General features: G+C 61.6%; 24 protein-coding genes and 1 tRNA gene. 11 read left to right on the plus strand and 14 right to left on the minus strand.

Annotated features, from left to right (window positions below; all coding sequences use genetic code 11):
- Positions 1–181: 181 nt before the first annotated feature.
- The 7 genes from I6L48_RS12670 to mepA all read right to left on the minus strand — a co-directional run bounded on the left by I6L48_RS12670 (position 182) and on the right by mepA (position 5316).
- Complete coding sequence (locus tag I6L48_RS12670; protein ID WP_010675026.1) at positions 182–1057, minus strand: flagellar motor protein MotB; 876 nt, start codon at positions 1055–1057, stop codon at positions 182–184.
- The gene (locus tag I6L48_RS12675; protein ID WP_039038709.1) at positions 1035–1793 is read right to left on the minus strand and encodes a flagellar motor protein; all 759 of its coding nucleotides are present in this window, start codon (positions 1791–1793) and stop codon (positions 1035–1037) included. Before I6L48_RS12675 ends, I6L48_RS12670 begins: the two co-directional genes overlap by 23 nt.
- A 495-nt stretch (positions 1794–2288) precedes the next feature.
- Positions 2289–2376, minus strand: a tRNA-Ser gene (locus I6L48_RS12680).
- 177 nt (positions 2377–2553) lie between these two features.
- A complete protein-coding gene (locus I6L48_RS12685) occupies positions 2554–3171 on the minus strand; it encodes a TPM domain-containing protein (RefSeq protein ID WP_010675024.1) in 618 nt (205 codons plus the stop codon).
- A 22-nt stretch (positions 3172–3193) separates the two neighbouring features.
- A complete protein-coding gene (locus tag I6L48_RS12690) occupies positions 3194–3928 on the minus strand; it encodes a YgcG family protein (RefSeq protein ID WP_045524444.1) in 735 nt (244 codons plus the stop codon).
- Positions 3925–4530 carry a LemA family protein gene (locus I6L48_RS12695; RefSeq protein ID WP_010675022.1) on the minus strand — a complete coding sequence of 202 codons (606 nt, stop codon included), beginning with the start codon at positions 4528–4530 and terminating at the stop codon, positions 3925–3927. Before I6L48_RS12695 ends, I6L48_RS12690 begins: the two co-directional genes overlap by 4 nt.
- A gap of 42 nt (positions 4531–4572) precedes the next feature.
- Positions 4573–5316, minus strand: a complete 744-nt coding sequence (gene mepA, locus I6L48_RS12700; RefSeq protein WP_113070135.1) for a penicillin-insensitive murein endopeptidase — start codon at positions 5314–5316, stop codon at positions 4573–4575.
- Between the two features lie 174 nt (positions 5317–5490).
- On the opposite strand from mepA, the gene I6L48_RS12705 reads away from it, so the two are divergent.
- Positions 5491–6033 (plus strand): hypothetical protein, encoded by a 543-nt coding sequence (locus tag I6L48_RS12705; RefSeq protein WP_039038705.1) that lies wholly within the window; start codon positions 5491–5493, stop codon positions 6031–6033.
- A 245-nt stretch (positions 6034–6278) separates the two neighbouring features.
- Positions 6279–6524, plus strand: coding sequence for an RNA-binding protein (locus I6L48_RS12710; protein WP_010675019.1), 246 nt, complete (start codon positions 6279–6281; stop codon positions 6522–6524).
- A gap of 69 nt (positions 6525–6593) precedes the next feature.
- Here I6L48_RS12710 and I6L48_RS12715 read toward each other — a convergent pair whose 3' ends face one another.
- Positions 6594–7493, minus strand: a complete 900-nt coding sequence (locus I6L48_RS12715; protein WP_113070136.1) for an aldo/keto reductase family oxidoreductase — start codon at positions 7491–7493, stop codon at positions 6594–6596.
- A 166-nt stretch (positions 7494–7659) separates the two neighbouring features.
- On the opposite strand from I6L48_RS12715, the gene I6L48_RS12720 reads away from it, so the two are divergent.
- From I6L48_RS12720 to ltaE, 3 genes are all read left to right on the plus strand, one after another.
- Positions 7660–8067: a transcriptional regulator gene (locus tag I6L48_RS12720; RefSeq protein WP_042016637.1), complete on the plus strand. Its 408-nt coding sequence runs from the start codon at positions 7660–7662 to the stop codon at positions 8065–8067.
- A 75-nt stretch (positions 8068–8142) separates the two neighbouring features.
- Positions 8143–8850 carry a short-chain dehydrogenase gene (locus I6L48_RS12725; RefSeq protein ID WP_103260271.1) on the plus strand — a complete coding sequence of 236 codons (708 nt, stop codon included), beginning with the start codon at positions 8143–8145 and terminating at the stop codon, positions 8848–8850.
- Positions 8851–8936: 86 nt separating this feature from the next.
- Positions 8937–9953: a low-specificity L-threonine aldolase gene (ltaE, locus tag I6L48_RS12730; protein ID WP_113070137.1), complete on the plus strand. Its 1017-nt coding sequence runs from the start codon at positions 8937–8939 to the stop codon at positions 9951–9953.
- A gap of 63 nt (positions 9954–10016) precedes the next feature.
- Here ltaE and I6L48_RS12735 read toward each other — a convergent pair whose 3' ends face one another.
- From I6L48_RS12735 to I6L48_RS12750, 4 genes are all read right to left on the minus strand, one after another.
- Positions 10017–10448: a PAS domain-containing protein gene (locus tag I6L48_RS12735; RefSeq protein ID WP_039038700.1), complete on the minus strand. Its 432-nt coding sequence runs from the start codon at positions 10446–10448 to the stop codon at positions 10017–10019.
- Between the two features lie 31 nt (positions 10449–10479).
- A complete protein-coding gene (locus I6L48_RS12740) occupies positions 10480–11502 on the minus strand; it encodes a response regulator (protein WP_041211557.1) in 1023 nt (340 codons plus the stop codon).
- Between the two features lie 46 nt (positions 11503–11548).
- Positions 11549–12493, minus strand: coding sequence for a LysR family transcriptional regulator (locus tag I6L48_RS12745; protein WP_039038698.1), 945 nt, complete (start codon positions 12491–12493; stop codon positions 11549–11551).
- 83 nt (positions 12494–12576) lie between these two features.
- Complete coding sequence (locus I6L48_RS12750) at positions 12577–13299, minus strand: DUF2982 domain-containing protein (protein ID WP_319911464.1); 723 nt, start codon at positions 13297–13299, stop codon at positions 12577–12579.
- Positions 13300–13447: 148 nt separating this feature from the next.
- Between I6L48_RS12750 and I6L48_RS12755 the strand changes: the two genes are divergently transcribed.
- The 5 genes from I6L48_RS12755 to I6L48_RS12775 all read left to right on the plus strand — a co-directional run bounded on the left by I6L48_RS12755 (position 13448) and on the right by I6L48_RS12775 (position 19364).
- On the plus strand, positions 13448–15388 hold the full coding sequence (locus tag I6L48_RS12755; RefSeq protein WP_039038812.1) for a bifunctional diguanylate cyclase/phosphodiesterase: 1941 nt from the start codon (positions 13448–13450) through the stop codon (positions 15386–15388).
- A gap of 154 nt (positions 15389–15542) precedes the next feature.
- A complete protein-coding gene (locus I6L48_RS12760; protein ID WP_113070138.1) occupies positions 15543–17105 on the plus strand; it encodes an AbgT family transporter in 1563 nt (520 codons plus the stop codon).
- Between the two features lie 67 nt (positions 17106–17172).
- Positions 17173–17898, plus strand: a complete 726-nt coding sequence (nfsA, locus tag I6L48_RS12765; RefSeq protein ID WP_216987295.1) for an oxygen-insensitive NADPH nitroreductase — start codon at positions 17173–17175, stop codon at positions 17896–17898.
- A 153-nt stretch (positions 17899–18051) separates the two neighbouring features.
- Positions 18052–18816, plus strand: a complete 765-nt coding sequence (locus I6L48_RS12770) for a hypothetical protein (protein ID WP_010675007.1) — start codon at positions 18052–18054, stop codon at positions 18814–18816.
- Positions 18810–19364 carry a VOC family protein gene (locus tag I6L48_RS12775; protein WP_216987296.1) on the plus strand — a complete coding sequence of 185 codons (555 nt, stop codon included), beginning with the start codon at positions 18810–18812 and terminating at the stop codon, positions 19362–19364. Before I6L48_RS12770 ends, I6L48_RS12775 begins: the two co-directional genes overlap by 7 nt.
- Here the strand turns inward: I6L48_RS12775 and I6L48_RS12780 are convergent.
- On the minus strand, positions 19349–20602 hold the full coding sequence (locus tag I6L48_RS12780; protein ID WP_041211552.1) for an MFS transporter: 1254 nt from the start codon (positions 20600–20602) through the stop codon (positions 19349–19351). The genes I6L48_RS12775 and I6L48_RS12780 overlap by 16 nt on opposite strands.
- A 93-nt stretch (positions 20603–20695) precedes the next feature.
- Here I6L48_RS12780 and I6L48_RS12785 point away from each other — a divergent pair, with 93 nt between their 5' ends.
- Positions 20696–21598 carry a LysR family transcriptional regulator gene (locus I6L48_RS12785; RefSeq protein WP_113070140.1) on the plus strand — a complete coding sequence of 301 codons (903 nt, stop codon included), beginning with the start codon at positions 20696–20698 and terminating at the stop codon, positions 21596–21598.
- Between the two features lie 66 nt (positions 21599–21664).
- Here I6L48_RS12785 and ribA read toward each other — a convergent pair whose 3' ends face one another.
- Positions 21665–22258 carry a GTP cyclohydrolase II gene (gene ribA / locus I6L48_RS12790; RefSeq protein ID WP_010675003.1) on the minus strand — a complete coding sequence of 198 codons (594 nt, stop codon included), beginning with the start codon at positions 22256–22258 and terminating at the stop codon, positions 21665–21667.
- Between the last annotated feature and the right edge of the window lie 161 nt (positions 22259–22419).

The raw sequence follows: 22419 nt of genomic DNA on the forward strand, positions 1-22419 counted from the left end.
TACATGTCATTTCAAAGGATTAATTATTAATCAACGGGATGAAAATTGTGTTTTGCTAGCGGGGTCAACTTTCTCGTTTGAGAATTGTTTTCAATCGTTTTTATGTAGCAGAAAAAAACCGGATAGTTTGAAAATCCGGGTGATGGCAGGAAACAAAAGACCCCGCATGGCGGGGTCTGTTTCAGGGTTGGAGAACGGGGAGGCTCTGCTCTGCCGCCTTGCCCTGGGAGAGCACGATCTCCACCCGGCGGTTGGCCTGGCGGTGAGCCGGGGTATCGTTTGGATAACGGGGTTGGGTATCCGCCACCCCCTGGGCGATCAGCCGTCGTGAATCCAGCTTGGGGTTGGTCAGCAGGGTGTGGGTGATGGTGGCCGCCCGCAGCACCGACAGCTCCCAGTTGTTGCGATAGAGCTCCACCGGCGCCTGGGAGTTGTCGGTGTGACCGGTGACCACCACCATGCCGGGGATGTCCGCCAGCACGTCCGAGACCTTGTTGACCAGGGGAATGAACTGGGGCTGCAAGAAGGCGGAGTCGGCCGGGAACAAGGTCTTTTCGCCGATGCGGATGACCAGTTGGCTGCCAAGCTGCTCCACCTCGATCTCTTTGGACTCGATTTGGCTTTTGAGCTGCTGATCCAGCTTCTGCTTGGTGACCGTGACCCAATCCTGCTCCTTGGTCTTGTGGGGCCAGGACTCCGTGGCCGTAGGTTTCTCCGAGGAGCCGATGGTCTCGTTGAAAGGGTCGGCCGCCGCTGCGGGCGTCTGGGTATCCAGCACCTGCTCTTTCTGGGAGGTATTGGGGGTGGTCTTGGACTCGGGTTCCAGTATGCCTGTGCCCCCTTGCATCACGGGGGAGCCGGCGGGAAGGGAGACCAGCCCTATCTTGCCAAGAGATTCGATAAAGCCCTGAATGAGCACGCGAGTCTCCGACTGCTTGGCCATGGCGAAGGAGTAGAGCACCACGAACAGGGCGAACAGCAGTGTCATGAAGTCGGCGTAGGAGACCAGCCAGCGTTCGTGGTTCTCCGGCGCCTCAGCCTTTTTCTTTTTCGCCACTGTGGCCTCCGAGGTAAGGCTCAAGGGTCACTTGCAGCCGTTGCTGTGATTCGCCGTCCACGATGCAGAGGATGCCGGTGAGGGTCATCTCCTTGTAGTGGCGGATCTGGTGGGCAAACGACTTGTAGCGGTTGCCGAAGGGCAGGAAGATGAGGTTGGCGGCCGACACCCCGTAGATGGTGGCGATAAAGGCCACCGCGATGGCGCCCCCCAGCTTGTCGGGGGCATCCAGCAGGCCCATGGCGTGAATGAGGCCAAATACGGCCCCGACGATCCCCATGGTCGGGCAGTAGCCCCCCATGGCCTCGTAGAATTTGACGGTCTGTTCGATATCTTCCTGCTCGAACTCGATCTCGTTTTCCAGTACCTCGTGGATCTTGGTCTTCTCGTAGCCATCGACCATCATCTGTACCCCTTTTTGCAGGAAGGGATCCTTGATGTCGTCGATCATGCCCTCCAGTGCCAGCATGCCACTGCGCCGTGCATTGCCCGCCAGGGTTTCAAGCAGCTGGGCCTGCTCCAGCATGTCGAGGCGCAGGGGAGTGATGAGCCACTTGAAGCGCTTGAGGGTTTTACCAACCACGGAGAAGGGAAACTGGGTCAGTGCGGCACCGACGGTACCGCCGATCACGATGAGAAAGGCGGGCAGATCGAGCAGGGCGCTGGGGTGCCCCCCTTCTATCATGTTGCCACCCAGAATGGCTGCCAGGGCCAGCAGCAAGCCAATAAGACTCATTTGTCCATATCCCTATGCGATGTGTGAGGCTAGTGTAGCCATTTAACTATCAGTTTTTCAAAACGATATCCAATCGGTGAGCAATATCCGAGAGGTTGCGCAGACCCGGTATTATCCGGTGGCATCGGCCTGTGCCGTCTGATCTGCAGAGCAGGTTGACGGTGCCTGCATGGCAGGACGAGGCAGGTATCCTGGTGATAACGCAACATATTGCGCTGTTTTTTGATGGCTTATTGGTCATCATTATCGTCAATTTATCTTTGCTTGGCGTAATGCGCTATCAACGAGAGAGGGCTGGCTGCCCTCGGGACATATCCCCTGTCGACAGAGAGCAGCGAGCAGAGAGGCGGAAGGGATGGGATTGGCTGGGCGGCACTTGGCCAGGTATCGCGGCAAGCCGTTTTTTCTGGCCCCGCCGATGACGGGTTTCTCTTGTCAGGGGGCTGGCAGACGCCTTGAAGCAAAAAACCGACCCTGAGGTCGGTTTTTACAATTTGGCGGTGAGGGAGGGATTCGAACCCTCGATACGTTGCCGTATACACACTTTCCAGGCGTGCTCCTTCAGCCACTCGGACACCTCACCAAATTTTGGTCTGTGATTTAACGTGTTCAGCCAACACGGTGTTCGCTGCGCCGTTGCGCTGGAACGGGGCGTAATTTAGGGGAAAGGGCTGCCTGGGTCAACCACTTTTCCCCTTATTTTTCATAATCTTTATCGAGTGCCTATCCCTTGAACAGAATGCCGGTTTTTTAAGCCCGTTCAGGGCTTGTCGAGAATGATCAGGCTGTCAGGCAGCTCGTTCTGATCCCGGGTGGCGGGGAAGGCGTCGGTCAGAATGGCGCTGGTGCGCTCCACGCACTCCAGGAATCCCTGCTCGACCTCCTTGTTGCGTACCCGAACCACGAAGTCGTCGATGATCTGCTGCCACTGGGTGTTGTCGATGTGCTGGGCGATCCCGTCGTCTACCAGGATCTCCACATAGTGCTCCGCCACCGAGACGAAGATGAGCACCCCGAGCCGGTCCCGGGTGCGGTGAAGTCCCTGCTCGACAAACTGCAGGCGGGCCATCAGGGCGGCCCGGTGACGGCGTACCTTGTTGGGAATGAGCCGCATCTTGATGGGCGTCCAGTGGAACAGCAGGCTCAGCAGCAACCAGACCGACCACTGCACCAGCAGGATCTCGTACCAGCCAAGCCAGAAGCCGAGCTGGAAGACCAGCAGGGGGGTGAGCATGGCCAGCAGGGCGGCCCACAGGGTCGGGATATAGCGATAGCCATCGCTGGCCGGGGCCAGCACGGTGACCAGTTCGGCATCCGTGGCCTGCTCGGCCTGTCGAACCCTGGCCTGCAAGGTGTGGAAAAACTGTTTCGAAATCATCTTGTTGTCTCTTTTTCCCTGATTACCAACCGCCAGATGCACCGCCGCCGCCAAAGCTGCCGCCGCCACCACTGAAACCGCCACCACCACCGCCAGTGCGGCCGCCAAAGGAGCCGGCACCGAATCCACCGGCCATGTAGGCGGCCCGGCGACGTCCTCCCGGCCCACCGCCGCCGCCGCGCAGGTTGTGCAGCACGATCATCGCAATCACCACCAGGATGAAGAGCCAGGGACCTCCCTGCTTGTCGGCCTTGCTGGTGTTGTCCACGGGCTGATACTCCCCGGCCAGGGCCTGCATGATGCCCTGGCTGCCGGCGAGGATGCCGGCCACCATGTCACCGCGCTTGAAGGCGGGCAGGATCCGGGTCTGGATGATATTGGCGGCGATGGCGTCGGGCAGGGCACCTTCCAGACCATAACCCACCTCGATGCGCACCTTGCGCTCGTCCTGGGCGATGATCAGCAGAACGCCGTTGTTCTTGCCTTTTTGGCCGATGCCCCAGTGGCGACCGAGCTGGTAGCCGTACTCTTCGATGGTATCCCCCGCCAGCGTGTCGATGGAGACCACCACCAGCTGGACGCCGCTGCGCTTCTCGAAGACGGCCAGTTGCTGTGCGAGTTGGTGGGCCTGCTTGCGGGACATCAGATTGGCCTCGTCCACCACCCGCCCGGTCAGGGCCGGGAAATCGGGGGCGGCATGCAGTGCCGTGGCACAGAGCAGCAGACAGAGCGCCAGCCAGTGTCTCATCACGTTCATTGGAAGCTGACCTTGGGCGCCTCATCGGCACCGGGTTTGGCGCTGAAGGTGGGTTTGGCTTCCAGATCGGAGTAAAGCAGCTTGGACCAGATGACCCCGGGGAAGGTACGGATCTCGGTATTGAACTGGCGTACTGCTTCGATGTAATCCCGTCTGGCCACCGCGATGCGATTCTCGGTGCCTTCCAACTGGGCCTGCAGGGTCAGGAACTGCTGATCGGCCTTCAGATCCGGGTAGCGCTCGACCACCACCATCAGCCGGGAGAGGGCGCTGGAGAGCTGCTCCTGCGCCGCCTCGAACGCCTTGAGCTGGGAGGGGTCACTCACCTGCACGCTGCCGACTCGGGCACGGGCATCGGTGACAGCCTTGAGGGTCTCCTGCTCGTGGCTGGCGTACCCCTTGACGGTGGCCACCAGGTTGGGAATGAGATCGGCCCTGCGCTGGTACTGGTTCTCGACCTGTCCCCAGCTCGCCTTGACCTGCTCATCCAGGGTCGGAATGGTGTTCATGCCGCAGCCGGTCAAACCCAGCAGCAGGGTCAGGGTCAGCAGGGCACGGGTACCACGCTGCCAGAGTGAAGTGGCCATCTTGTTGTTCTCCATTGATATTTCTCTCGGAAATAGGTTCACCATAACAGCTTGTGGTCAGCCCTCACAACGCCTGGGTAAGAGGGGGGCGCGGTAGCTCATCGACACCTTGGGCAGCTGGGGTTTGTCCTTGAGCCAGGAGGCCAGCTCCTCCCCACAGCCATTGCCGGGGGGAATGGGAGCCTGGGACTGGCAGTCCGGACTGTTTGCCGGGCAGCGCAGGCGCACGTGAAAGTGGCTGAAGTGGCCGACCCAGGGGCGCAGCTTGCCGACCCAGGCTTCACCGGGTGCCTGTTTGCACACCTCGGCCTTGATGACGGGGTTGACGAAGATGCGCGCCACCTCGGGGCGATCGGCCGCAAGGCGCAGCAGATTGAGCTGCCTGGGACCGAATCGGCCGGGCAGTATCCGGTAGCTGGGTTCGTCGATCAGCGCCCACTCCCTGGGGGCATCCTGCTCCCAGCGGCTGATGGGTCTGTCAGCCATCCTGAACCAGATGTCGGCATCCAGGCCGGTCTGGTGGCTGCGATGACCTGAGGTAAAGGGCCCCCCGTGCATCATGGCGAGGTCGGCGATATAGAGATCCGGCATGCCGGCCAGTCTGGTCTGGTTGGCCAGATGCTGCAGGTAATGGATGAGGTCGGGGTGACCGTAATAGCGCAGCCGTTTGGTGCGGATCACCTGATAACCAGGACCTTCGAGGGGCAGGGCCACGGCATTTTTCAGGCAGCCGGCGGAGTAGCCGCCGATGGCCTCGGCATAGAGTGTGCTCGCGGACAAGAGCAGGGCGGTGGCGAACATGGGACTCCCGGGATGGCGCCCAGTGCGGGCTCAGACAGCCCCAAGCATACCAAGAGTGGCGGCTGGCCGTCATCCGTGTCGCGGTGGCGGTTGCATCGCGGCGCGTCGCTCGCGCACAATGCGCGGCAACGCAGCGACGGCAAGGCCGTTCGCATCACAGAAGGAGAAGAGAAGATGAGAGTCAGTGAGCTGGCAGCGCAAGAGAACGTGCGCTGGCTGATGCCCCCGGCCCGGCGGTTTTACGGGGTGATGATCTGCCTGTTGCTGGCGAGTCTCGCCACTGTGGTGGCCGCCCTCTGGCTGGGATATCCCGACATGGGCCTGCTGCCCTGGGTCGGGGTGGTCTTTGGCGGTATCGTGCTGGTGATGATGGTGTTGCCGCGCAACTGGCAGCGCTGGCGTCTGGCGGAGCTTGCCTGGGATGAACGTCATCTCTATCTGCTCAATGGCGGCGAAGACCGGGCCTTGGCGCTGCCCAGGGCTGTGCTGGTGGGCATGGAGCGGGATCGAAAGGTGGGACACGATGGCCAGTGGCTCGATTTCAGCCTGGATCTCGGGCTGGATGAGGTGACCCTGGCGACGGCCACCAGCCTGCTCGGGTTGTCCCGGGAAGGGACTCACGAAGTGGCCCCCGGGGTCTATCGATTCGGGTTCAAACGTGCCTGGCATGGGCGTCGTGCCCTCGGCACATTGCTGGCCGAGCTGCACCCGCTCTGACTATTTTCTCGACAATTCATCCCAATGCTCAGATACTGCCTCTGATTCGATTTGATCTTTCCTGCTCTGATAACCCAAGAGATCAAGGACTTGGGATACGAAGCTGGAAGTGCCATGGCATGATGCCGTGGCTGGTCCGGCAGGGGGGTTGTGCCCTTACTCCCAGGTCGGTGGATGCATAGATAAGGCACCTTGAATCGAGAGTGGATGGCATGAAGATTTACGTAGGTAATCTGTCGTACCGGATGACGGCCGACGAACTGACAACCGTGTTCAGCCAATTTGGGCAGGTAGACAAGGTCGATATCATCATCGACCGCGATACCGGTCAGTCCAAGGGGTTTGGTTTCATTGAAATGCCGGTCAATGGTGAGGCCGAGAAGGCCATCGCCGAGTTGCACGGCACCGAGGTCGGCGGCCGCACCATCACGGTCAATCAGGCCAAACCGAAGACGGATGCACCCCGTGGTCGCCCCCAGCGCCATCGTTGAATCGTCTCGATAACGGAAAACGGCATGGAATCCTCCATGCCGTTTTTGTTTTCAGGGTCTGGTGCAGACTCAGGGAACGTCATAACCCAGAGCGGCCTTGCGGATGCGGAACCACTGCTGGCGAGTGAGCTCAATGGACTCGGCTGTCACGGCGGCGGCGATCCGCTCCCGTTTGCCGGAGCCGATGAGGGGCAGCGGCTGACTCGGCAGCATCATCACCCAGGCGTAGACCACCTGCTCCAGACAGTCGGCGCCCACCTCCTGGCGGATCTGCTCGAGTTCCGACCGCAGCGGGGCATAGTCGGGGGCATGGAACAGCCGCCCGCCGCCAAGGCAGGACCAGGCCATGGGCTTGATGCGCAGTTGCTGGCATTGATCCAGGGCTCCATCCAGCGTCCCCTCCTGATGGAGTGGGGAGATCTCCAGCTGGTTGGTGACCAGAGGGAAGGGCAGGCGGGATTGCAGCAGGGCGAACTGGTGGGGCGTGAAGTTGGAGACCCCGGCGTGCTTGATCTTGCCTGCCTGCTTGAGGGTGATGAAGGCGTCGGCCACCTCGTCGGCGTTCATCAGGGGGTCGGGGCGATGGATCAGCAACAGATCCAGATGATCGGTGCCGAGCTTTTGCAAGGAGGCTTCGGCACTGGCGACGATGTGTCCCTTGCCGGTGTTGTAGTGATTCAGGGCGTGGGCCGGATTGGCGGTGAGGGCGATGCCGCACTTGCTGACGATCTCCATGCGATCGCGCAGGGAGGGCTCCAGGCGCAAGGCATGGCCGAAGGCCTCCTCGCACTGGTAGCCACCGTAGATGTCGGCGTGATCGATGGTGGTGACCCCGAGATCAAGGTGATATTTCATCAGGTCCAGCAGGGCGGCGGGGGAGAGCTGCCACTCCATCAGGCGCCAATAGCCCATGATGAGGCGGGAGAAGGTGGGGCCTTGCTCATGCAGGGCCAGACGGGATACGGACATGGTGACTCCTCTGGAGATAACAATGCGAAAAGAAAGGGGCAAAATCATGTGCCAGCATCTTGGTCTCTTCCGGCGGACAAGGCAATAATGCCCCCTTCGCGAATTCGAACTATGGTTCTGACTCCGACGGGTCAAGATCCCGGTGTCAGTGAGAGGAGAAGGGGTGATGGAAGGATTTGCCGCCAGGCTGCAAAGCCTGATCGGGGAGGGGAGCGTGAGCGCCTTTGCCCGCAAGGTGGGGTTGAGTGAAGCCCTGATCCGCAAATATCTGAAAGGGGCCGAGCCCGGCCTTGGCAAGGCGAACCAGATTGCCATGGGGGCCAACTGCTCGCTGGAGTGGCTCGCCACCGGTTGCGGGTATCTCTATCGTCAGGCCGAGGTGGTGGACAGGGACGCGCTGGCGGCGGCGGGGTCGCTGGTGCAGGAGACCCGTCCGGGAAAGCCCATGCCGGACGAGGAGCAACTGGTGACCCTGCTCGCCTATTACCAGTTCCTGCGCAGCCACAAGCAGGCGGACGGTTTTCTGGACCTGGCCCGGGCGCGGGAGTTTGGGCGCCATCTGGCCGAGGCCTGAGCCTGACGGGGGCTCCCGGCAGTCCGCCATTCTTCTGATACCCTCTAAGCAGTGATCAAATCCAAGGACACGCAGATGAGCTATCTGATCCTGGGCAGTGGCGGGTTGGGCAGTGCGCTGGCACGGGAGCTGGCCAGACGGGGCGAAGAGTGGTTGCTGGCGGGCAGGCAACTGCCCAGGGGGCTGGATCCCGCCTGCTACTTTCCGCTGCAGGAGGTGGACTCGCTCTCTTTTGAGGCCCTCTTCACCCTCTATGACAGCACCACCCTGCCGACGGTGGTGATCAACACCATAGGCCTGCTCCATGATCTTGCCCACATGCCGGAGCGGCGGGTGGAGGAGGTGACCCCCCAATGGCTCGAAGAGAGTCTGCTGGCCAATGCCTGGCCCCACCTGGCCCTTGGTGCCAATCTGAGCCGGCGCATGATGCCCCAGAGCACGCTCTGGCTCTGCACCCTTTCGGATCGGGCGGGAAGCCTGGAGGAGGGGGGCCAGGAGGCCATGTGCCACTACAGCTACCGCATGAGCAAGGCCGCCCTCAACATGGGATCCCGGATCCTGGCGGGTGAGTGGGCCGGACGTTTTCCCGGCGCCGGTGTCATCACAGTGCATCCCGGCCTCATGAATACCTCCATGCAGCAACCTTTTCTTCAGGAGATGGATCCCGCCCTGCTGCAGGATCCCGCCGAGGTCGCCGTCCGCCTGCTGGATCTGATGGCCACACTGACGCCCGCGCACTCGGGCCGTTTCGTGGATCTGCAGGGTCAGTCGCTGCCCTGGTGAGCCGCCGGGCTCACATTCCCGCTTGCCGTTTCTTGCCAGCCGGGTGTCGGCTGGTTAATGTCATCGTCCTGCATCAGGAGGATGACATGCGCTATATCGATTTACGAAGTGATACCGTGACCCAACCCACGGAAGCCATGCGCCAGAGCATGCTGCATGCCGAGGTGGGAGACGATGTCTATGGGGAAGATCCCAGCATCAATGCGCTGGAGCGCCGCGGCGCCGAACTGCTTGGCAAGGAGGCGGCCCTGTTCGTGCCCTCTGGCACCATGTCCAACCTGCTGGCCATGATGAGTCACTGCCAGCGTGGGGAAGGAGCCGTGCTGGGGGCGGCTTCCCACATCTATCGCTACGAGGCCCAGGGCTCTGCCGTGCTGGGCTCGGTGGCCCTGCAATCCGTCCCCATGCAGGCGGACGGCACTCTGGCCATCGAGGATGTGCGGGGGGCCATCGCTCCCGATGATCCCCATTTCGTCCAGACGCGCCTCGTCTGCCTGGAAAATACCCATAACGGCAAGGTGCTGCCATTGACCTACCTGCGCGCCATGCGCGAATTCGTCGACGAGAAGGGGTTGAAGCTGCACCTGGACGGGGCTCGCCTCTTCAATGCGGTGGTGGCGAGCGGGGAACCGGTGGCCGCCATCGCGGCGCCTTTTGACAGCATCTCTGTCTGCCTCTCCAAGGGACTGGGAGCACCGGTGGGTTCCCTGCTGGTGGGATCGGCTGCGTTCATCGCCCGCGCCAGACGGCTGCGCAAGATGCTGGGGGGCGGCATGCGCCAGGGAGGGATCCTGGCCCAGGCCGCCCTGTTCGCGCTGGATCAGCACGTTGCCCGGCTGGCGGATGATCATCGCCGCGCTAGGCGTCTGGCAGAGGGGCTGGCCGCGTTGCCAGGCATCACACTCAACATGGGGGAGGTGCAGACCAACATGGTATTCCTGCGCCTGACCCAGGGGGATCCCGCCACCTTGCTGGGTTTCATGAAGGAGCGCGGTATTCTCTTCTCCGGCTACGGGGAGCTCAGGCTGGTGACCCACCTGCAGATCACCGACGATGACATCGACGAGGTGATAGACGCCTTCACCGAGTACCTGAGTGGCTGACGCCATTCCCCATCGCAACAACAAGGGCGCCATTAGGCGCCCTTGTTGTCATGGCAGGGGCGGTCATCCCTGGCGCTGGCCGGTGATCAGCATGGCCTCGTCGGTGGCGTCATAGATCATGATGGCCAGGTGGGTGACCTCTCCGGCGAAGTCGGCCAGCGGCACCAGGGTCAGGTTCTGGTACATGTAGGGGGCCGATCCCGTGATGGGGCGGTAGTTGGAGAAGCGCAACAGGTAGGGGCGCTGCTCCCAGGTGCTGAAGGCACGGTTGTTGAGCTTGAACACCATGTTGGCCTTGCGCTCGAACCAGGCCTTGTCCACATCGGGGAAGAGCGAGAACAGCCCTTGATCGCGCACCTCGCCTGCCAGCCGGCCGCTGTGACTCTCCATGAAGCCGTTCCACACCTGGATCCGGTACTCCCTGTCGAGCACGACCAGCCCCACGTCCAGATTCTGGACGATGTTCATCAGCCAATGAAATTCCCGAATGTCCATGGTCACTCCTGGTGGTTGCTGCCGCGGGCGGTCAGAGCATGTGCATGATCTTGTTGTTCATGGTGGCGATGGAATCTTCGGTAAACAGCAGCAAGAGATCGCACTGCACCGCATAGCCCTGCACCCGATAGTTGATCTCGATGGCCAGAGTGCGGCGCCAGCGGCTCTGGTTGGTCCGAATGAGATCCTGAATGGGCCTGTGCTGGCCCAGCACCACGGGGTGACCCTGGCTAAAAGGGGTGTCGAGCTGGTTGGCGTAGCCGCGCAGGAAGGCACCGATCAGCACGTTGGCGGTGTCCATCAGCAGTTCCAGCTCGGCGCCGTGATCCAGCTCCCCCTGATGGTTCATCAGGCGGGCCAGGTCCTGGAAGCTGGCATCGTGGAACAGCAGCAGGGCCTCCCCGGCGATCCCGGCCCCGATGAAGCCCTGGCAGACCGCGGAGAGCGTCTCCGACTCGGCGGCGGCCGAAAGCGCCATGTGCAGCTCGGAGACCTCCAGCACGTTGACGTTGGGGATGGGGAGCAGCACGAAGGCGCCGAGCAGGCGGGCCAGCAGATCCGCCCCCTGGCCCATGGCGACGTTGGCCAGTTCCTGATAGACATCCCGCAGCTCGGGGGTGAACTGGATGCTGCTCTGGGCAGCCTGGTGGCTGGCGACGGGCTGGGGCTGGATGGCCGTCACCTGGGTGGCTGATTGCCACAGACCGTGGCGCTTGAGCAGGGCAAGGAGGGTGTCCGGGGAGGCCGGCTTCTTGATGAAATCGAGGGCGCCAAGAGCCATGACACGCTCATGGGCTTCCGGCTGGATGTCGCCGGAGACCACGATCACCTTGCTGCGCACCCCCTCTCGCTTGAGGGTCTCGAGAACCCCATATCCGTCCATCTCCGGCATGGTGAGATCGAGAAAGATCAGGTCCCCGTGCCCCATCAGGATCTGCTCGACCCCTTCCAGTCCGTCCGCGGCTTGGTGCAAGGTGACACCCCAATCGGCGGGCAGGGCGCGCACCAGCTGTTTGCGCGCGAACCCGGAGTCATCACATATCAATACATTCATAGTGTTAGCCGACCTGTGCAACGAGGATTGCGCTAAGTGTGGGTCATCAGCCGTCAGATGCAACGGGCAGCGGCTGCGCCGGTGAAAATTGATCGTTCTGCTGGCGGGTACGATAGCGCTCGGAGTGCTTCTCGACGAAATCGGCGAACATCTTAACACGCAACGGGGTGAACCGGGGCTGGCAATGGAGCATGTAGAAGGGACGTTTTCCCGACTGCCAGTCAGGCAGGACGGGGACGAGCTGACCATCTTGCAGGAAGGGGTGCACATAGTGCTGCGGGGCGTTGACGATGCCGAGGTGGCGCTGGGCTGCTCGCACGGCGGCCTGGGTCTGGTCGATGCAAAGGCGGGGTGTGCGCTTGATGCAGACCGTCTGTTCGTCCCGCCCGCTCAGTTGCCAGTGCTGGTGGGGCCAGCAGTAGATGAGATCGTGCTCTTCCAGCTGGGTCGGGTGGGAGGGCACACCCATCTTCTCCAGATAGAGGGGGGAGGCGAACAGACCGTACTGGATGTGGCCCAGGCAGAGGGCGTTGGGCAGGGTCTGGGGAAGCTCGCCGTTGAAAAAGACCAGGTCCCTGTCCTGATCCGCCTGGAGGGCATGATCGTTGGACTGGCGGATGTCGAACTGTACCCCGGGATAGCGCAGGCCGAAGTCCGCCAGCATGTCGACCAGGATGGTGTTGGAGAGGGCGATGGGGGCCGCGAGGCGGATGAGGCCGCTGATGTCCGTCTCCTCACCCCTGATTTCGCCGGTGGCCTGCTCTATCTCTGCCAGGGGGGTACAGAGGCGCTCGTAATAGCGCAGCCCTTCGTCCGTGAGACGCAGCTTGCGGGTGGATCTGTGCAGCAGGCTGCATCCGAGCTGCTCTTCCAGTTGGGAGATACGTCGACTGATGGTGCCGGTCGGCATGCCCAGCGCAGCGGCGGCGTGGGAGAAACCGCCCTCTTGCACCACCTTGACGAACAGATAGAACTCTTCGATGTACTTCATAAGCGGTTTTAGGGGGTGTTCTGGCTGTAACAAGCCAGTGACCTTATGAAGAGTCACCGGGCTTGGCAAGCGCAATCCGGCGTTTAATTGATCTGGATTAGATTCGACTCGCGCTGGTATTGCTGGAGCAGATGGACGAAATCTTCCGGGGATCTGTCCAGGCTGTTGTCGGGCACCAGCAGATCGTACCCCAGCAGGTCACGCAGCCGTGCCATCCGGTTGCCGAGCATGGCGATCACCCCCTCATAGCGCTGGCCGGAGGGTGAGCAGAAGCGGCTCTCCTCCAGCAGTCCCTCTCCCAGGAGCCCACTGCCGCACCCTCCGGTCGGGCAGTCGGGGCGCTCGCTTCGCATGGCCTGCATCAGCACGGCGCGCTGCTCAGTGAGCAGACGGACGGCGAGCCGGGGTGTGATCAGCGTCAAAAAAGCGTCGTAATCCTTTATTTTCAAACCGATGTAGGGCAGCTCCACCAGATCCCACCCCAAATGGATACGTGGTTGGTCAATTCGCTGAATATTTCTCCATTTCAGGATCCAGCCGCCGTACTTGTGATGGTATTGCAGGCAGTCCTGACACAAAGAGAGACTAAAATGAGGCTCACCCAGTTTCCAAACCCCGACAAGAATTGTCATCAGGCCCGCCAGGAGGAGGGAAATGGCGGGGATTAGTAGTTGTTCACGAAGAAAAAAAAGTATAAAAATCATAGCAATGGTTATCACCATGCCCAACAATACCAGTGTGAGTCCATTTCTTCGTACCATGGGGATCACATGTAGCGTTTTCATATGATTTCGGCCTTTTTTCATCCGTTTGTTATCCGATTATGGGCCGGAACGGATTTTGTACCAGCGTGAATGCTCCTGTCAGGGGGCGCAAGCGACTGGTTCGACCATGAGCTTTCAGCATGAATCATCACTCAACATGAATACGCTAGACGAACGCCTGCTCACCGTGATGGATGTCCTCCACACGCCTGTCTGGGTCTATGACATCCAGCGTCATCATATTTACTGGGCCAACGATGCTGCCCTCGGGCTCTGGGAGGCGAGCTCCCTGGCCGAGCTGAAGTCCCGGGATTTCTCCGCCGACATGGCCGCCGCCATCGATCTGTTGCTGCAGCGCTATCTCGGCGATTTCCAGCAGGAGCGCAGTTACAACGAGTGGTGGACCCTCTCGCCCAAGGGGGTCAAGAAGCAGGTCTATCTGCGTCTTTCCGGGATCCAGCTTGCCGGAAGGCAGATGATGATGGCGGAAGCGGTCATCGATGCCGACACCCTCTATCAGGAGTCCTCCCTCGCCACCGGCGACACCCTGGCCTGTCTCTTTGACAACGAGGGGCGCCTCGAGAGCGGCAACCATCACTTCGACATGTGCTTTGGCACCGGCATTCTGACGCTGCCCCAGATCTTCTCCGGTGCGGACGAGGCCTTCTATCGTCGCCTCTCTCGTCTGGACGAAGTGGTGGCCGAAGGGGAGTGCCGCACCCAGAAGGGGATGCGCTGGTTCCAGTACCAGTTTCGCCATATCCAGCAGGGGGCACGGATCCTGCTGACCATGCGGGACATCACGGATCGCAAGCTCGAAGAGCTGGAGCATCGCCACCTGGCCTGGCACGACTCCCTCACCGGGCTGCTCAACCGCTACGGCCTGATGAAATCCCTGGAAGCCTATTGCGGCCTCGGGGGGCGCTTTGCCCTGGTGTTCATGGATCTGGACAACTTCAAACTGGTCAATGACAACTACGGCCACAAGGCAGGGGATCGCCTGCTGGAGCGGGTCGCCGGACGGCTCAAGCAGATCTGCCCGCGGGACGTGGAGCTGGCGCGCCTTGGCGGGGACGAGTTCACCGCCCTGGTGCCCCTCAACCAGGCGAGCGATCGGGCCCAGGAGGTGGCGGATCTCATGCTCTCCCAGATGAGCAAGCCACTGCAGCTGAGTGGTGTCCCCGAGGTCACCATCGGCGGCAGCATTGGCATCGCCATCTACCCGGACGACGCGGATGACGGCGACAACCTCATCACCCGTGCCGACATGGCCATGTACCAGGCCAAGCAGATGGGGCGGCTTCGCTGGCAGCGCTTCACCCCCAGCATGCAGCAAAGCCTGCATCGCAAGCTGACCCTCAAGCAGTTTCTGGCCAAGGCCGTCGGTCGGGGGGAGCTCAGCCTGCGCTATCAGCCCCAGGTGGATGTGGCGCAAGGTCGGGTCATCGGTTTCGAGGCCCTGGTACGCTGGTACAATCCCGTGCTCGGCCATGTGTCGCCGGCGGAGTTCATTCCGCTGGCCGAAGAGATGGGGCTCATCCGGGAAATTGGAAGCTGGGTGCTTTCCACCGCATTGGCCCAGATGGGGGAGTGGCAGCGACAGGACGGGGTGAGGGTGCCGGTGTCGGTCAATCTCTCGGGCTTCCAGCTCTCTGCCAGTTTGCCGGAGCTGGTGGCCCAACTGCTCGAGGCATTCTCGGTGGAGGCGGCGCTGCTGACCCTGGAGCTGACCGAGACGGTGCTGATGCTCGACATGAAGGGGTGCATCGAGATCCTCGACGCCCTGAGCGAGCAGGGGATCAAGATCGCCATCGACGACTTCGGGACGGGCTACTCCTCCCTGGCCTACCTCAACCGGTTGCCCATCGACACCATCAAGCTGGACCGCTCCTTCGTGGTGGGGCTCAACCTGCCGGTGATCCGGGCGACGGTGGCCATGGCCACCAGTCTGGGGCTAGGGATCCTGGCGGAAGGGGTGGAGGAGGAGCACGAGCTCGCGGCCCTGCAGACCCAGGGTTGCCACGTCTTCCAGGGGTTCCTGTTCAGCCGTCCCATGACACCGGAAGAGGTGGCGGCGGCGGGGTTCGCAGTACAGTGCCGGCTGGGTCGCTATCCCCTCGCAAACCATTGAGCAAGTTGTCGATAAATGTGCGGCATCTCCCAATTATGAAGTGCGAGATGCCAAATTAAACATAATTAATCGAATTTTTGTCTCATATCATGGGATCCATTAGACGTTATCGCTAGTATGCGCGCTCATTCCTTGGTAATGGAGTATCACCATAATGAGTCAAGCTGCAGTGAACGAGCGTCCGGCCCCTCCCAACGGCTGGTTGAACCGCTTTCTGAACGGGGTGGAGAAGGCGGGCAACAAGCTGCCGGATCCCGCCATGCTCTTCCTCTATGCCTTGCTGATCGTCTGGGTCGGCTCCTGGATAGGCTCCCAGTTCTCCTTCGATCTGGTCAATCCCCGCACCGGAGAGGCCGTGGTCATCAACAACCTGTTGACCGGGGCAGGGCTGGCGGACTTTCTCGCCAGCATGGTTACCACGTTCACCGGGTTTGCTCCCCTTGGCATCGTGCTGGTGGCCATGCTGGGGGTCGGGGTGGCTGAACAGTCCGGTTTCATCAACACCGGGCTCAAGAAGCTGCTCAAGGTGACGCCGGCGCGCTTTCTGACCCCCATGCTGATCCTGGTGGCCATCGTCAGCCATACCGCCGCCGATGCGGGCTATGTGCTGGTGATCCCCATTGGCGGCATCATCTTCCATGCAGCGGGTCGCCACCCGCTGGCGGGGATTGCCGCAGCCTTTGCCGGGGTTTCCGGCGGGTTTGCCGCCAACTTCCTGCCCTCCGGCGGGGATGCGCTGCTTCAGGGTTTCACCCAGTCTGCAGCCCAGTTGTTCGACCCTGACTACATGGTCAACACCCTGTGCAATATCATGTTCACCGGTGCTTCTTCCTTGCTGATCATCTGCGTGGGCTGGTTTGTCACCGAGAAGATTGTCGAGCCGCGCCTCAAGCAAGTGCCCCTCAACGAGGATCTGGAGAGCGCCGACGAGATGGGTCGTTACAGCGCCCAGGAGAGCCGGGCCTTCAACTGGGCCGGGTTCGCCATGCTGGCGGCCGTGGTGCTGCTGGGGCTGGCGCTGGCCCCCGGCGACTCGCCGATGCGGGCACCGGACGGTTCCCTCACCACCTTCGCCGCACCGGTGATGAAGTCCATCGTGCCCCTCATCTTCCTGCTCTTCATCCTGCCCGGGATCGTCTACGGCTTTGTCGCCGGCAGCTTCAAGAGCGGCAAGGATGTGATCGACGCCATGTCGGCCACCATGAACAAGATGGGCTCCTACATGGTGATGGCCTTCTTCTGCGCCCTCTTCATCAAGGCGTTTGGGGATTCCAACCTCGGTACCCTGCTGGCGCTCTCCGGTGCCGAGGTGCTTCACGCCCTGGCGCTGCCGGGAGAGGTGACCATCGTCGGCATCATACTGCTGACGGCCACCGTCAACCTGGTGGTGGGCTCGGCCTCCGCCAAGTGGGCCCTCATCAGCCCCATCCTGGTGCCCATGCTGATGGCGGTGGGGATCTCGCCCGAGCTGACTCAGGCCGCGTATCGGGTGGGGGATTCCGCCTCCAACATCATCACCCCGCTGATGGTCTTCTTCCCCCTGGTGGTGGTCTATTGCCAGCAGTATGTGAAGAGCACAGGCATCGGCACCCTGGTCTCCATGATGTTGCCTTACTCCCTGGCCTTCCTGGTGAGCTGGACGGGCTTCCTGCTGCTCTACTGGGCGCTGGGGTTCCCGCTTGGGTTGCAGGCCCCCTATGTCTATCCTGCCCCTTGAGGGTGACGGGGGGCCTTGGGCCCCCCGCTTTTTTTGGGTAGAGTGTGACCTTCATCCCGGAGGTACCATGAACCCGACCATCGATCTCATTCTTTCCCATCGCTCCATTCGCCAGTTCACCCCAGAGCCCGTCAGCGCAGAGCAACTGGATCAGATCCTGAGCGCCGCCCAGAGCGCCGCGAGCTCCAGCTTCCTCCAGGCCAACAGCATCATCCGGGTCACCGACAAGGGGCTGCGGGCCACCCTGGCGGAGCTGGCCGGCCATCAGGCCTATGTGGTCGAGGCGGCGGAGTTTCTGGTGTTTTGTGCCGACTACCATCGTCACAGCCAGATAGTGCCGGAGGCCCGCACCGGCTTTGTGGAGCAGCTCATGATCGGGGCCATCGACGGCGCCCTGATGGCGCAAAATGCCTTACTGGCGGCCCAGTCACTTGGGCTGGGCGGGGTCTATATCGGCGGCATTCGCAACAATCCGGCCGAGGTGAGCGAGGTGCTGGGTCTGCCCCATCAGGTGATCCCGCTGTTTGGCCTCTGCCTGGGCCATCCCGCCCAGCGGCCGGAGCAAAAACCGCGGCTGCCCCGGGCGCTGGTGGTGCACGAGAACCGCTATCCTGCCACCCTGGACCGCACCCTGCTGGCCCGGTATGACAGGCAGATCCACGACTACTACCAGGCCCGCAGCAGCAACAACAAGGATCAGACCTGGAGCGGACAGATCAGGGGGATCCTGGGCAAGGAGGCGAGGCCCTTCATGCTGGGATTCCTGCAGTCGAAGGGTTTTTGCCTCAAGTAATGGGGGCGGCGGGCGATATGGAGCATGACGCACCGGATGCGGTCACCGCCTGCGAGCGTTCTTGTGAGGCAATACGGGATCTGGGCGCTACCCTATGAGGCTAAGCTGTTGTAGGATCTCGCAATTGGATTGGGACTGGAGTGTGAACACCCTATGATTTTAACCCTGATATTGCTGTCAATCGGCGCACTCCTGTTTCTGGTCATCGCCTATAACGTGGTGCAGCAATACAAGCAGAAGGCCGAATCGGACAAGCGCCAGGCCATTGCCCGTCACAAGGCGGTGGCAGACGAGACTGAAGAGGTGTTGCTGAACGTCAATCTGGTGCCCTTTTCCAAAAACATGGTGCTGCTGTTGCAACACCGGATCCTGGATGCCTACCGCGCCATCGCGCTGGTGATGCCCAATGCGCAGGTCAAGCAGCGCATCGCCGACGTCCAGCTCCAGATCAAGAACGTGCAGGAGAACTACAGCAGCCAGGACGAGGGACATTTCAAGACGCCGGAGTCCGACCGCCAGGCCATCCAGATGCTGCAACTGGCCAAGAAGATGCGGGCCGTGCTGCGTGTCGAGCACAACAAGGGCAAGATAGATCCCCAGGGCTTTGCCCAGGAGGATCGCCGCCTCGAGCTGATGCAGCTCAAGATCAACATCGCCAACCTGCTCAAGCGGGCCATGGATGCCCAGATCCAGGGGCAGTACGGCACCTGCCGCCAGCTCTACACCAAGGGGCTGGGGGCGCTGGCCAATGTCACCGACAAGGATCCCTACCTGCTGGCGCGGGAAGAGGACATGCGTCAGGGGATGCGCCAGCTGGAAGAACACCTGCAGCAGCACAGCGAGAAGGAGCTGCAAAACATCAAGGACAAAGAGACGGACGAACTGGACGTCCTGTTCCAACCCAAGAAGAAATGGTGATCATGTCACATCCCCTGGATTCCACACTGGGGCCCATGGCCCCATTTGTTTGCCAACTGCTCACGGAAATGCGTGCCGTCATGGGAGTCAAGGACTCCCCCGTGGTGGATCACCTCTGCTACCGCGCTGCCACCCTGCCGGAATATCTGGAGTTGAAAGCGGTGCTGGCCGCCCACGGAGTCTTGCTGGTGGAGGGGATGATAGGCGGGCGTCCCATCGCCACCTATCGCTTGCACCAGCCCGTCTGCTGGGAGCAGGTGACCGTCCCCTGCATCGAACTGGCCGCCCCCAAGGCGGGCCGACGCCATCAGGCCGGGCTCGAACATATCGAGCTGGTGGTGCCCTCGCTCACGGCCTTGGTGGCGACGCATCCCGATGTCCCCTTCAAGACCGGCAACATCGATGACGGACGCAATCCGGATATAGGATTGATGCTGCCCTCCGGGCAGATCAAGTTTCATCTGCGCCCGCTTGAGGAGGTGATCGACGAAGAGCTCTGTACCGGCGCCGTGGTGCCGGTACCGGCGGACTATTATGACGGTCTGTGAGGGGAGGGCCCGTTGACGGGAGCCTGACCCTGTGGCGTCAACGCACAAGCGGGCGCCACACGTCCTTTCAAGTGACCGAGCCAGAGGCTCAACCCCGCGGTGATCATCAACACCAGCTCGATGCCGAGCACCAGACCCCATAGCCCCCCTTGCTCCCAGAAGGGATGCAGATAAAGCCCGCCCAGACTGGCTCCCAGGTAGTACCCCACCAGATAGAGCGACGAGGCGAGCGCCCGGTTGTGCTCTACGTGCTGGCCGACCCAGGCGCTGGCGCAGGCGTGGGCCAGGAAGAAGCCGAAGCTCGAGACAAGCAATCCCCCGATGATGGCGACAAGGCTCCCCTGCAACAGGGCCAGGCTGCCGAGTGCCATCAAGGTTATTCCCGCCAGCAGCAGACGATGTGCTCCCCAGCGATGTGCCCCGCGGCCGCTCAGTGAAGAGGCGACGGTGCCGGTGAGGTAGGTCAGAAACAGCATGCCGAGCCACTGGGTCGGCAGGGAGAAGGGGGCCTTGGCCAGCAGGAAGGTGAGATAGCTGTACTGGTTCAGGAAGACCATGAAGTTGAGGCCACCGATGAGATAGGCCCCCACCAGCAGGGGATTGCCAAGGTGACTCTGGATGGCGCGGCGCAGTTGCCCAGGCGCTGCCTCCACGGCCACGAAGCAGCGCTGGGCGGGCAGCAGCCAGATGACCAGTGGCAGCAGGGCGAGGCTGATGATCCCGATACCGAGGAAAGTGTGCTGCCAGTCACCAAACCAGCCAGCCAGCAGACCGCCGACCACCCGGCCCGCGATGCCCCCCAGGGAGTTGGCCGCGATATAGACGCCGACGGCTACGATCAGGGCACGTTTGCTGAACTCTTCCCCCATGTAGGCAATGGCGGTGGCGGGCAGCCCTGCCAGCAGGACGCCTTGCAGGATGCGCAGGCTCACCAGCACATCAAAGTGGGTGACCCAGGGGATGCACAGGGAGAGCAGGATGGCGGCCGCCAGGGTCCACAGCATGATCCGCCGCCGTCCGAACCGATCAGCCAGACGGGCACAGACGAGCAGGGAGCCTGCAAGCCCTGCGGTGCAGCCTGCCAGCGTCCAGCTGGCGGACAGGGCGCTGACGGAGAAAACCTCTGCCAGGAGCGGCAGCAGGGGATGGGTCTGGTAGAGATTGAGGAATACCAGGAAGGAACCCAGGCTGAGGGCCAGGGTGGCGCGTATCCATTCGCGACTGCCTACTTCGATCATATGGAGTTGTCCCGACGACTTTTGTGCAGGGTAGTGCGACGAAACGTATAAATATAATATATTTAAGTTATCACCCTGATAAATGAAATTGATATGGATCTGAAACAGCTCGGATACCTGCTGGCGGTGCGCGATGCCGGCTCCTTCACCAGGGCGGCCCAGGGGCTGAACGTAGCCCAGCCTGCCGTCAGCATGGCCATCGCCAAGCTGGAGCAGCAGCTCGATCTGCGGCTGTTTGACCGGCAGGACCGCAGCGTGCGCCTCACCCCGGAGGGAGAGGTCCTCTGTCGCCACGCCGAACGGCTGCTGCGCCAGATGCACCAGGCCGAGGCCGAGATGGCCGAGCTCAAGGGGCTGGAGCGGGGGGAGGTGCGCATCGGCATCCCCTACATGATGGGATCCTATTACTTCCCGCCAATCCTGATGGCGTTCAAGCATCGCTACCCCGGCTTGAAGATCCGGGTGGAGGAGGCGGGCACCCGGGAGCTGCTCAGCCGCATGGTGGATGGCAGTCTGGATCTCGCCATCCTCATCACCAGCGATCTGCCACCGGCCCTCGAGGGGGCGCAACTGCTGCGGGAAGAGATGCTGATGGTGGTGGGGGAGGAGCACCCCCTGCGTGGCGCTGAGGCGGTCTCGCTGCCACAGTTCTTCGGCCAGGAGCTCGCCATGTTCCGGCGAGGCTTCTACCACAGGGAACACATGGAGGTGTTGGCGCAGGGGCTGGGGGTAGAGCCTGACATCGCGTTCGAAAGCAATCTCATCCCGCTGCTCAAGGCGGTGGTGCGTCAGGGATTCGCCGTGACCACCTTCCTGCGCATGGCGCTGGAAGAGGAGCCGGCCCTCACCGGCATCCCTTTTTCACCCCCCATCTTCCTGGATCTCTGCGTAGCCTGGCGACGGGGGGATCCGCTCTCCATGGCGAACCGGGCATTGCGGGATTTTTTGCTGTCACAAAGGGATATTTCTCACCATTGCGCTACAAATACTGAATGATTGAGTGGTATCACCAATAAAAACGCCTCCAATCTGGAGGCGTATGCTGGCAAGGTGGATGCAGCCTTATTTCTTGAACAGGTGATCCAGCTTGTTTGCCTTGGTGGAGAGATAAAACTCGTTGTGGGGATTGCGACCTTCCTGAAGGGGCACGCGCTCCGCCACCGGGATGCCAAAGGATTCCATCGCCTTCAACTTGCGCGGGTTGTTGGTCATCAGGCGCAGGGACTTGACCTCGAGCGCCTTGAGCATGTCGGCACAGATGGTGTAGTCGCGCATGTCGGCGGCAAAGCCAAGCGCCACGTTGGCCTCCACGGTATCGGCCCCCTGATCCTGCAGATGATAGGCCCGGATCTTGTTGAGCAAGCCGATGCCTCGCCCTTCCTGACGGACATACAGCAGGACGCCGCGGCCCGCCTTGGCGATGTTTTCCAGCGCGGCCTGCAATTGGAAGCCGCAGTCACAACGCAGACTGAACAGGGCATCCCCGGTCAGACACTCGGAATGAATGCGTCCCAGCACGGGTTCGCCGTCTGCGATATCGCCCATCACCAGCGCGGCATGATCCTTGCCCGTGCCGGTTTCCTGAAAACCAACCAGCGTGAAAGTGCCCCAGGGGGTCGGCAACTTGGATTTGGCCACGAGGGTAACGCTGCTCATATGGTTGCTCCTGACTACAGCTGCTTAAAAAAGGGCGGCCAGTTTAGCGCGCATTGTCCGGAACAACCATAAGAACAAAACCTTGCGTGAGAAGTGGGTTAACCCGATTGGTCAGAATAGGTGCAATCGCGACGACTTTTGCGCAATTGTGTGCCCTGACA

Origin of the sequence: Aeromonas sp. FDAARGOS 1418 (assembly GCF_019048585.1) — a bacterium.
GTDB classification, from domain to species: Bacteria; Pseudomonadota; Gammaproteobacteria; order Enterobacterales; family Aeromonadaceae; genus Aeromonas; species Aeromonas caviae.

What these genes read in the sequence shown, in the direction of transcription:
- I6L48_RS12675 (WP_039038709.1), bottom strand. Translation starts at nt 1,793, where the DNA reads ATGAGTCTTATTGGCTTGCTGCTGGCCCTGGCAGCCATTCTGGGTGGC.
- I6L48_RS12685 (WP_010675024.1), bottom strand. Translation starts at nt 3,171, where the DNA reads ATGATTTCGAAACAGTTTTTCCACACCTTGCAGGCCAGGGTTCGACAG.
- I6L48_RS12690 (WP_045524444.1), bottom strand. Translation starts at nt 3,928, where the DNA reads ATGAACGTGATGAGACACTGGCTGGCGCTCTGTCTGCTGCTCTGTGCC.
- I6L48_RS12695 (WP_010675022.1), bottom strand. Translation starts at nt 4,530, where the DNA reads ATGGAGAACAACAAGATGGCCACTTCACTCTGGCAGCGTGGTACCCGT.
- mepA (WP_113070135.1), bottom strand. Translation starts at nt 5,316, where the DNA reads ATGTTCGCCACCGCCCTGCTCTTGTCCGCGAGCACACTCTATGCCGAG.
- I6L48_RS12705 (WP_039038705.1), top strand. Translation starts at nt 5,491, where the DNA reads ATGAGAGTCAGTGAGCTGGCAGCGCAAGAGAACGTGCGCTGGCTGATG.
- I6L48_RS12710 (WP_010675019.1), top strand. Translation starts at nt 6,279, where the DNA reads ATGACGGCCGACGAACTGACAACCGTGTTCAGCCAATTTGGGCAGGTA.
- I6L48_RS12715 (WP_113070136.1), bottom strand. Translation starts at nt 7,493, where the DNA reads ATGTCCGTATCCCGTCTGGCCCTGCATGAGCAAGGCCCCACCTTCTCC.
- I6L48_RS12720 (WP_042016637.1), top strand. Translation starts at nt 7,660, where the DNA reads ATGGAAGGATTTGCCGCCAGGCTGCAAAGCCTGATCGGGGAGGGGAGC.
- I6L48_RS12725 (WP_103260271.1), top strand. Translation starts at nt 8,143, where the DNA reads ATGAGCTATCTGATCCTGGGCAGTGGCGGGTTGGGCAGTGCGCTGGCA.
- ltaE (WP_113070137.1), top strand. Translation starts at nt 8,937, where the DNA reads ATGCGCTATATCGATTTACGAAGTGATACCGTGACCCAACCCACGGAA.
- I6L48_RS12735 (WP_039038700.1), bottom strand. Translation starts at nt 10,448, where the DNA reads ATGGACATTCGGGAATTTCATTGGCTGATGAACATCGTCCAGAATCTG.
- I6L48_RS12740 (WP_041211557.1), bottom strand. Translation starts at nt 11,502, where the DNA reads ATGAATGTATTGATATGTGATGACTCCGGGTTCGCGCGCAAACAGCTG.
- I6L48_RS12745 (WP_039038698.1), bottom strand. Translation starts at nt 12,493, where the DNA reads ATGAAGTACATCGAAGAGTTCTATCTGTTCGTCAAGGTGGTGCAAGAG.
- I6L48_RS12750 (WP_319911464.1), bottom strand. Translation starts at nt 13,299, where the DNA reads ATGAAAAAAGGCCGAAATCATATGAAAACGCTACATGTGATCCCCATG.
- I6L48_RS12755 (WP_039038812.1), top strand. Translation starts at nt 13,448, where the DNA reads ATGGATGTCCTCCACACGCCTGTCTGGGTCTATGACATCCAGCGTCAT.
- I6L48_RS12760 (WP_113070138.1), top strand. Translation starts at nt 15,543, where the DNA reads ATGAGTCAAGCTGCAGTGAACGAGCGTCCGGCCCCTCCCAACGGCTGG.
- nfsA (WP_216987295.1), top strand. Translation starts at nt 17,173, where the DNA reads ATGAACCCGACCATCGATCTCATTCTTTCCCATCGCTCCATTCGCCAG.
- I6L48_RS12770 (WP_010675007.1), top strand. Translation starts at nt 18,052, where the DNA reads ATGATTTTAACCCTGATATTGCTGTCAATCGGCGCACTCCTGTTTCTG.
- I6L48_RS12775 (WP_216987296.1), top strand. Translation starts at nt 18,810, where the DNA reads ATGGTGATCATGTCACATCCCCTGGATTCCACACTGGGGCCCATGGCC.
- I6L48_RS12780 (WP_041211552.1), bottom strand. Translation starts at nt 20,602, where the DNA reads ATGATCGAAGTAGGCAGTCGCGAATGGATACGCGCCACCCTGGCCCTC.
- I6L48_RS12785 (WP_113070140.1), top strand. Translation starts at nt 20,696, where the DNA reads ATGGATCTGAAACAGCTCGGATACCTGCTGGCGGTGCGCGATGCCGGC.
- ribA (WP_010675003.1), bottom strand. Translation starts at nt 22,258, where the DNA reads ATGAGCAGCGTTACCCTCGTGGCCAAATCCAAGTTGCCGACCCCCTGG.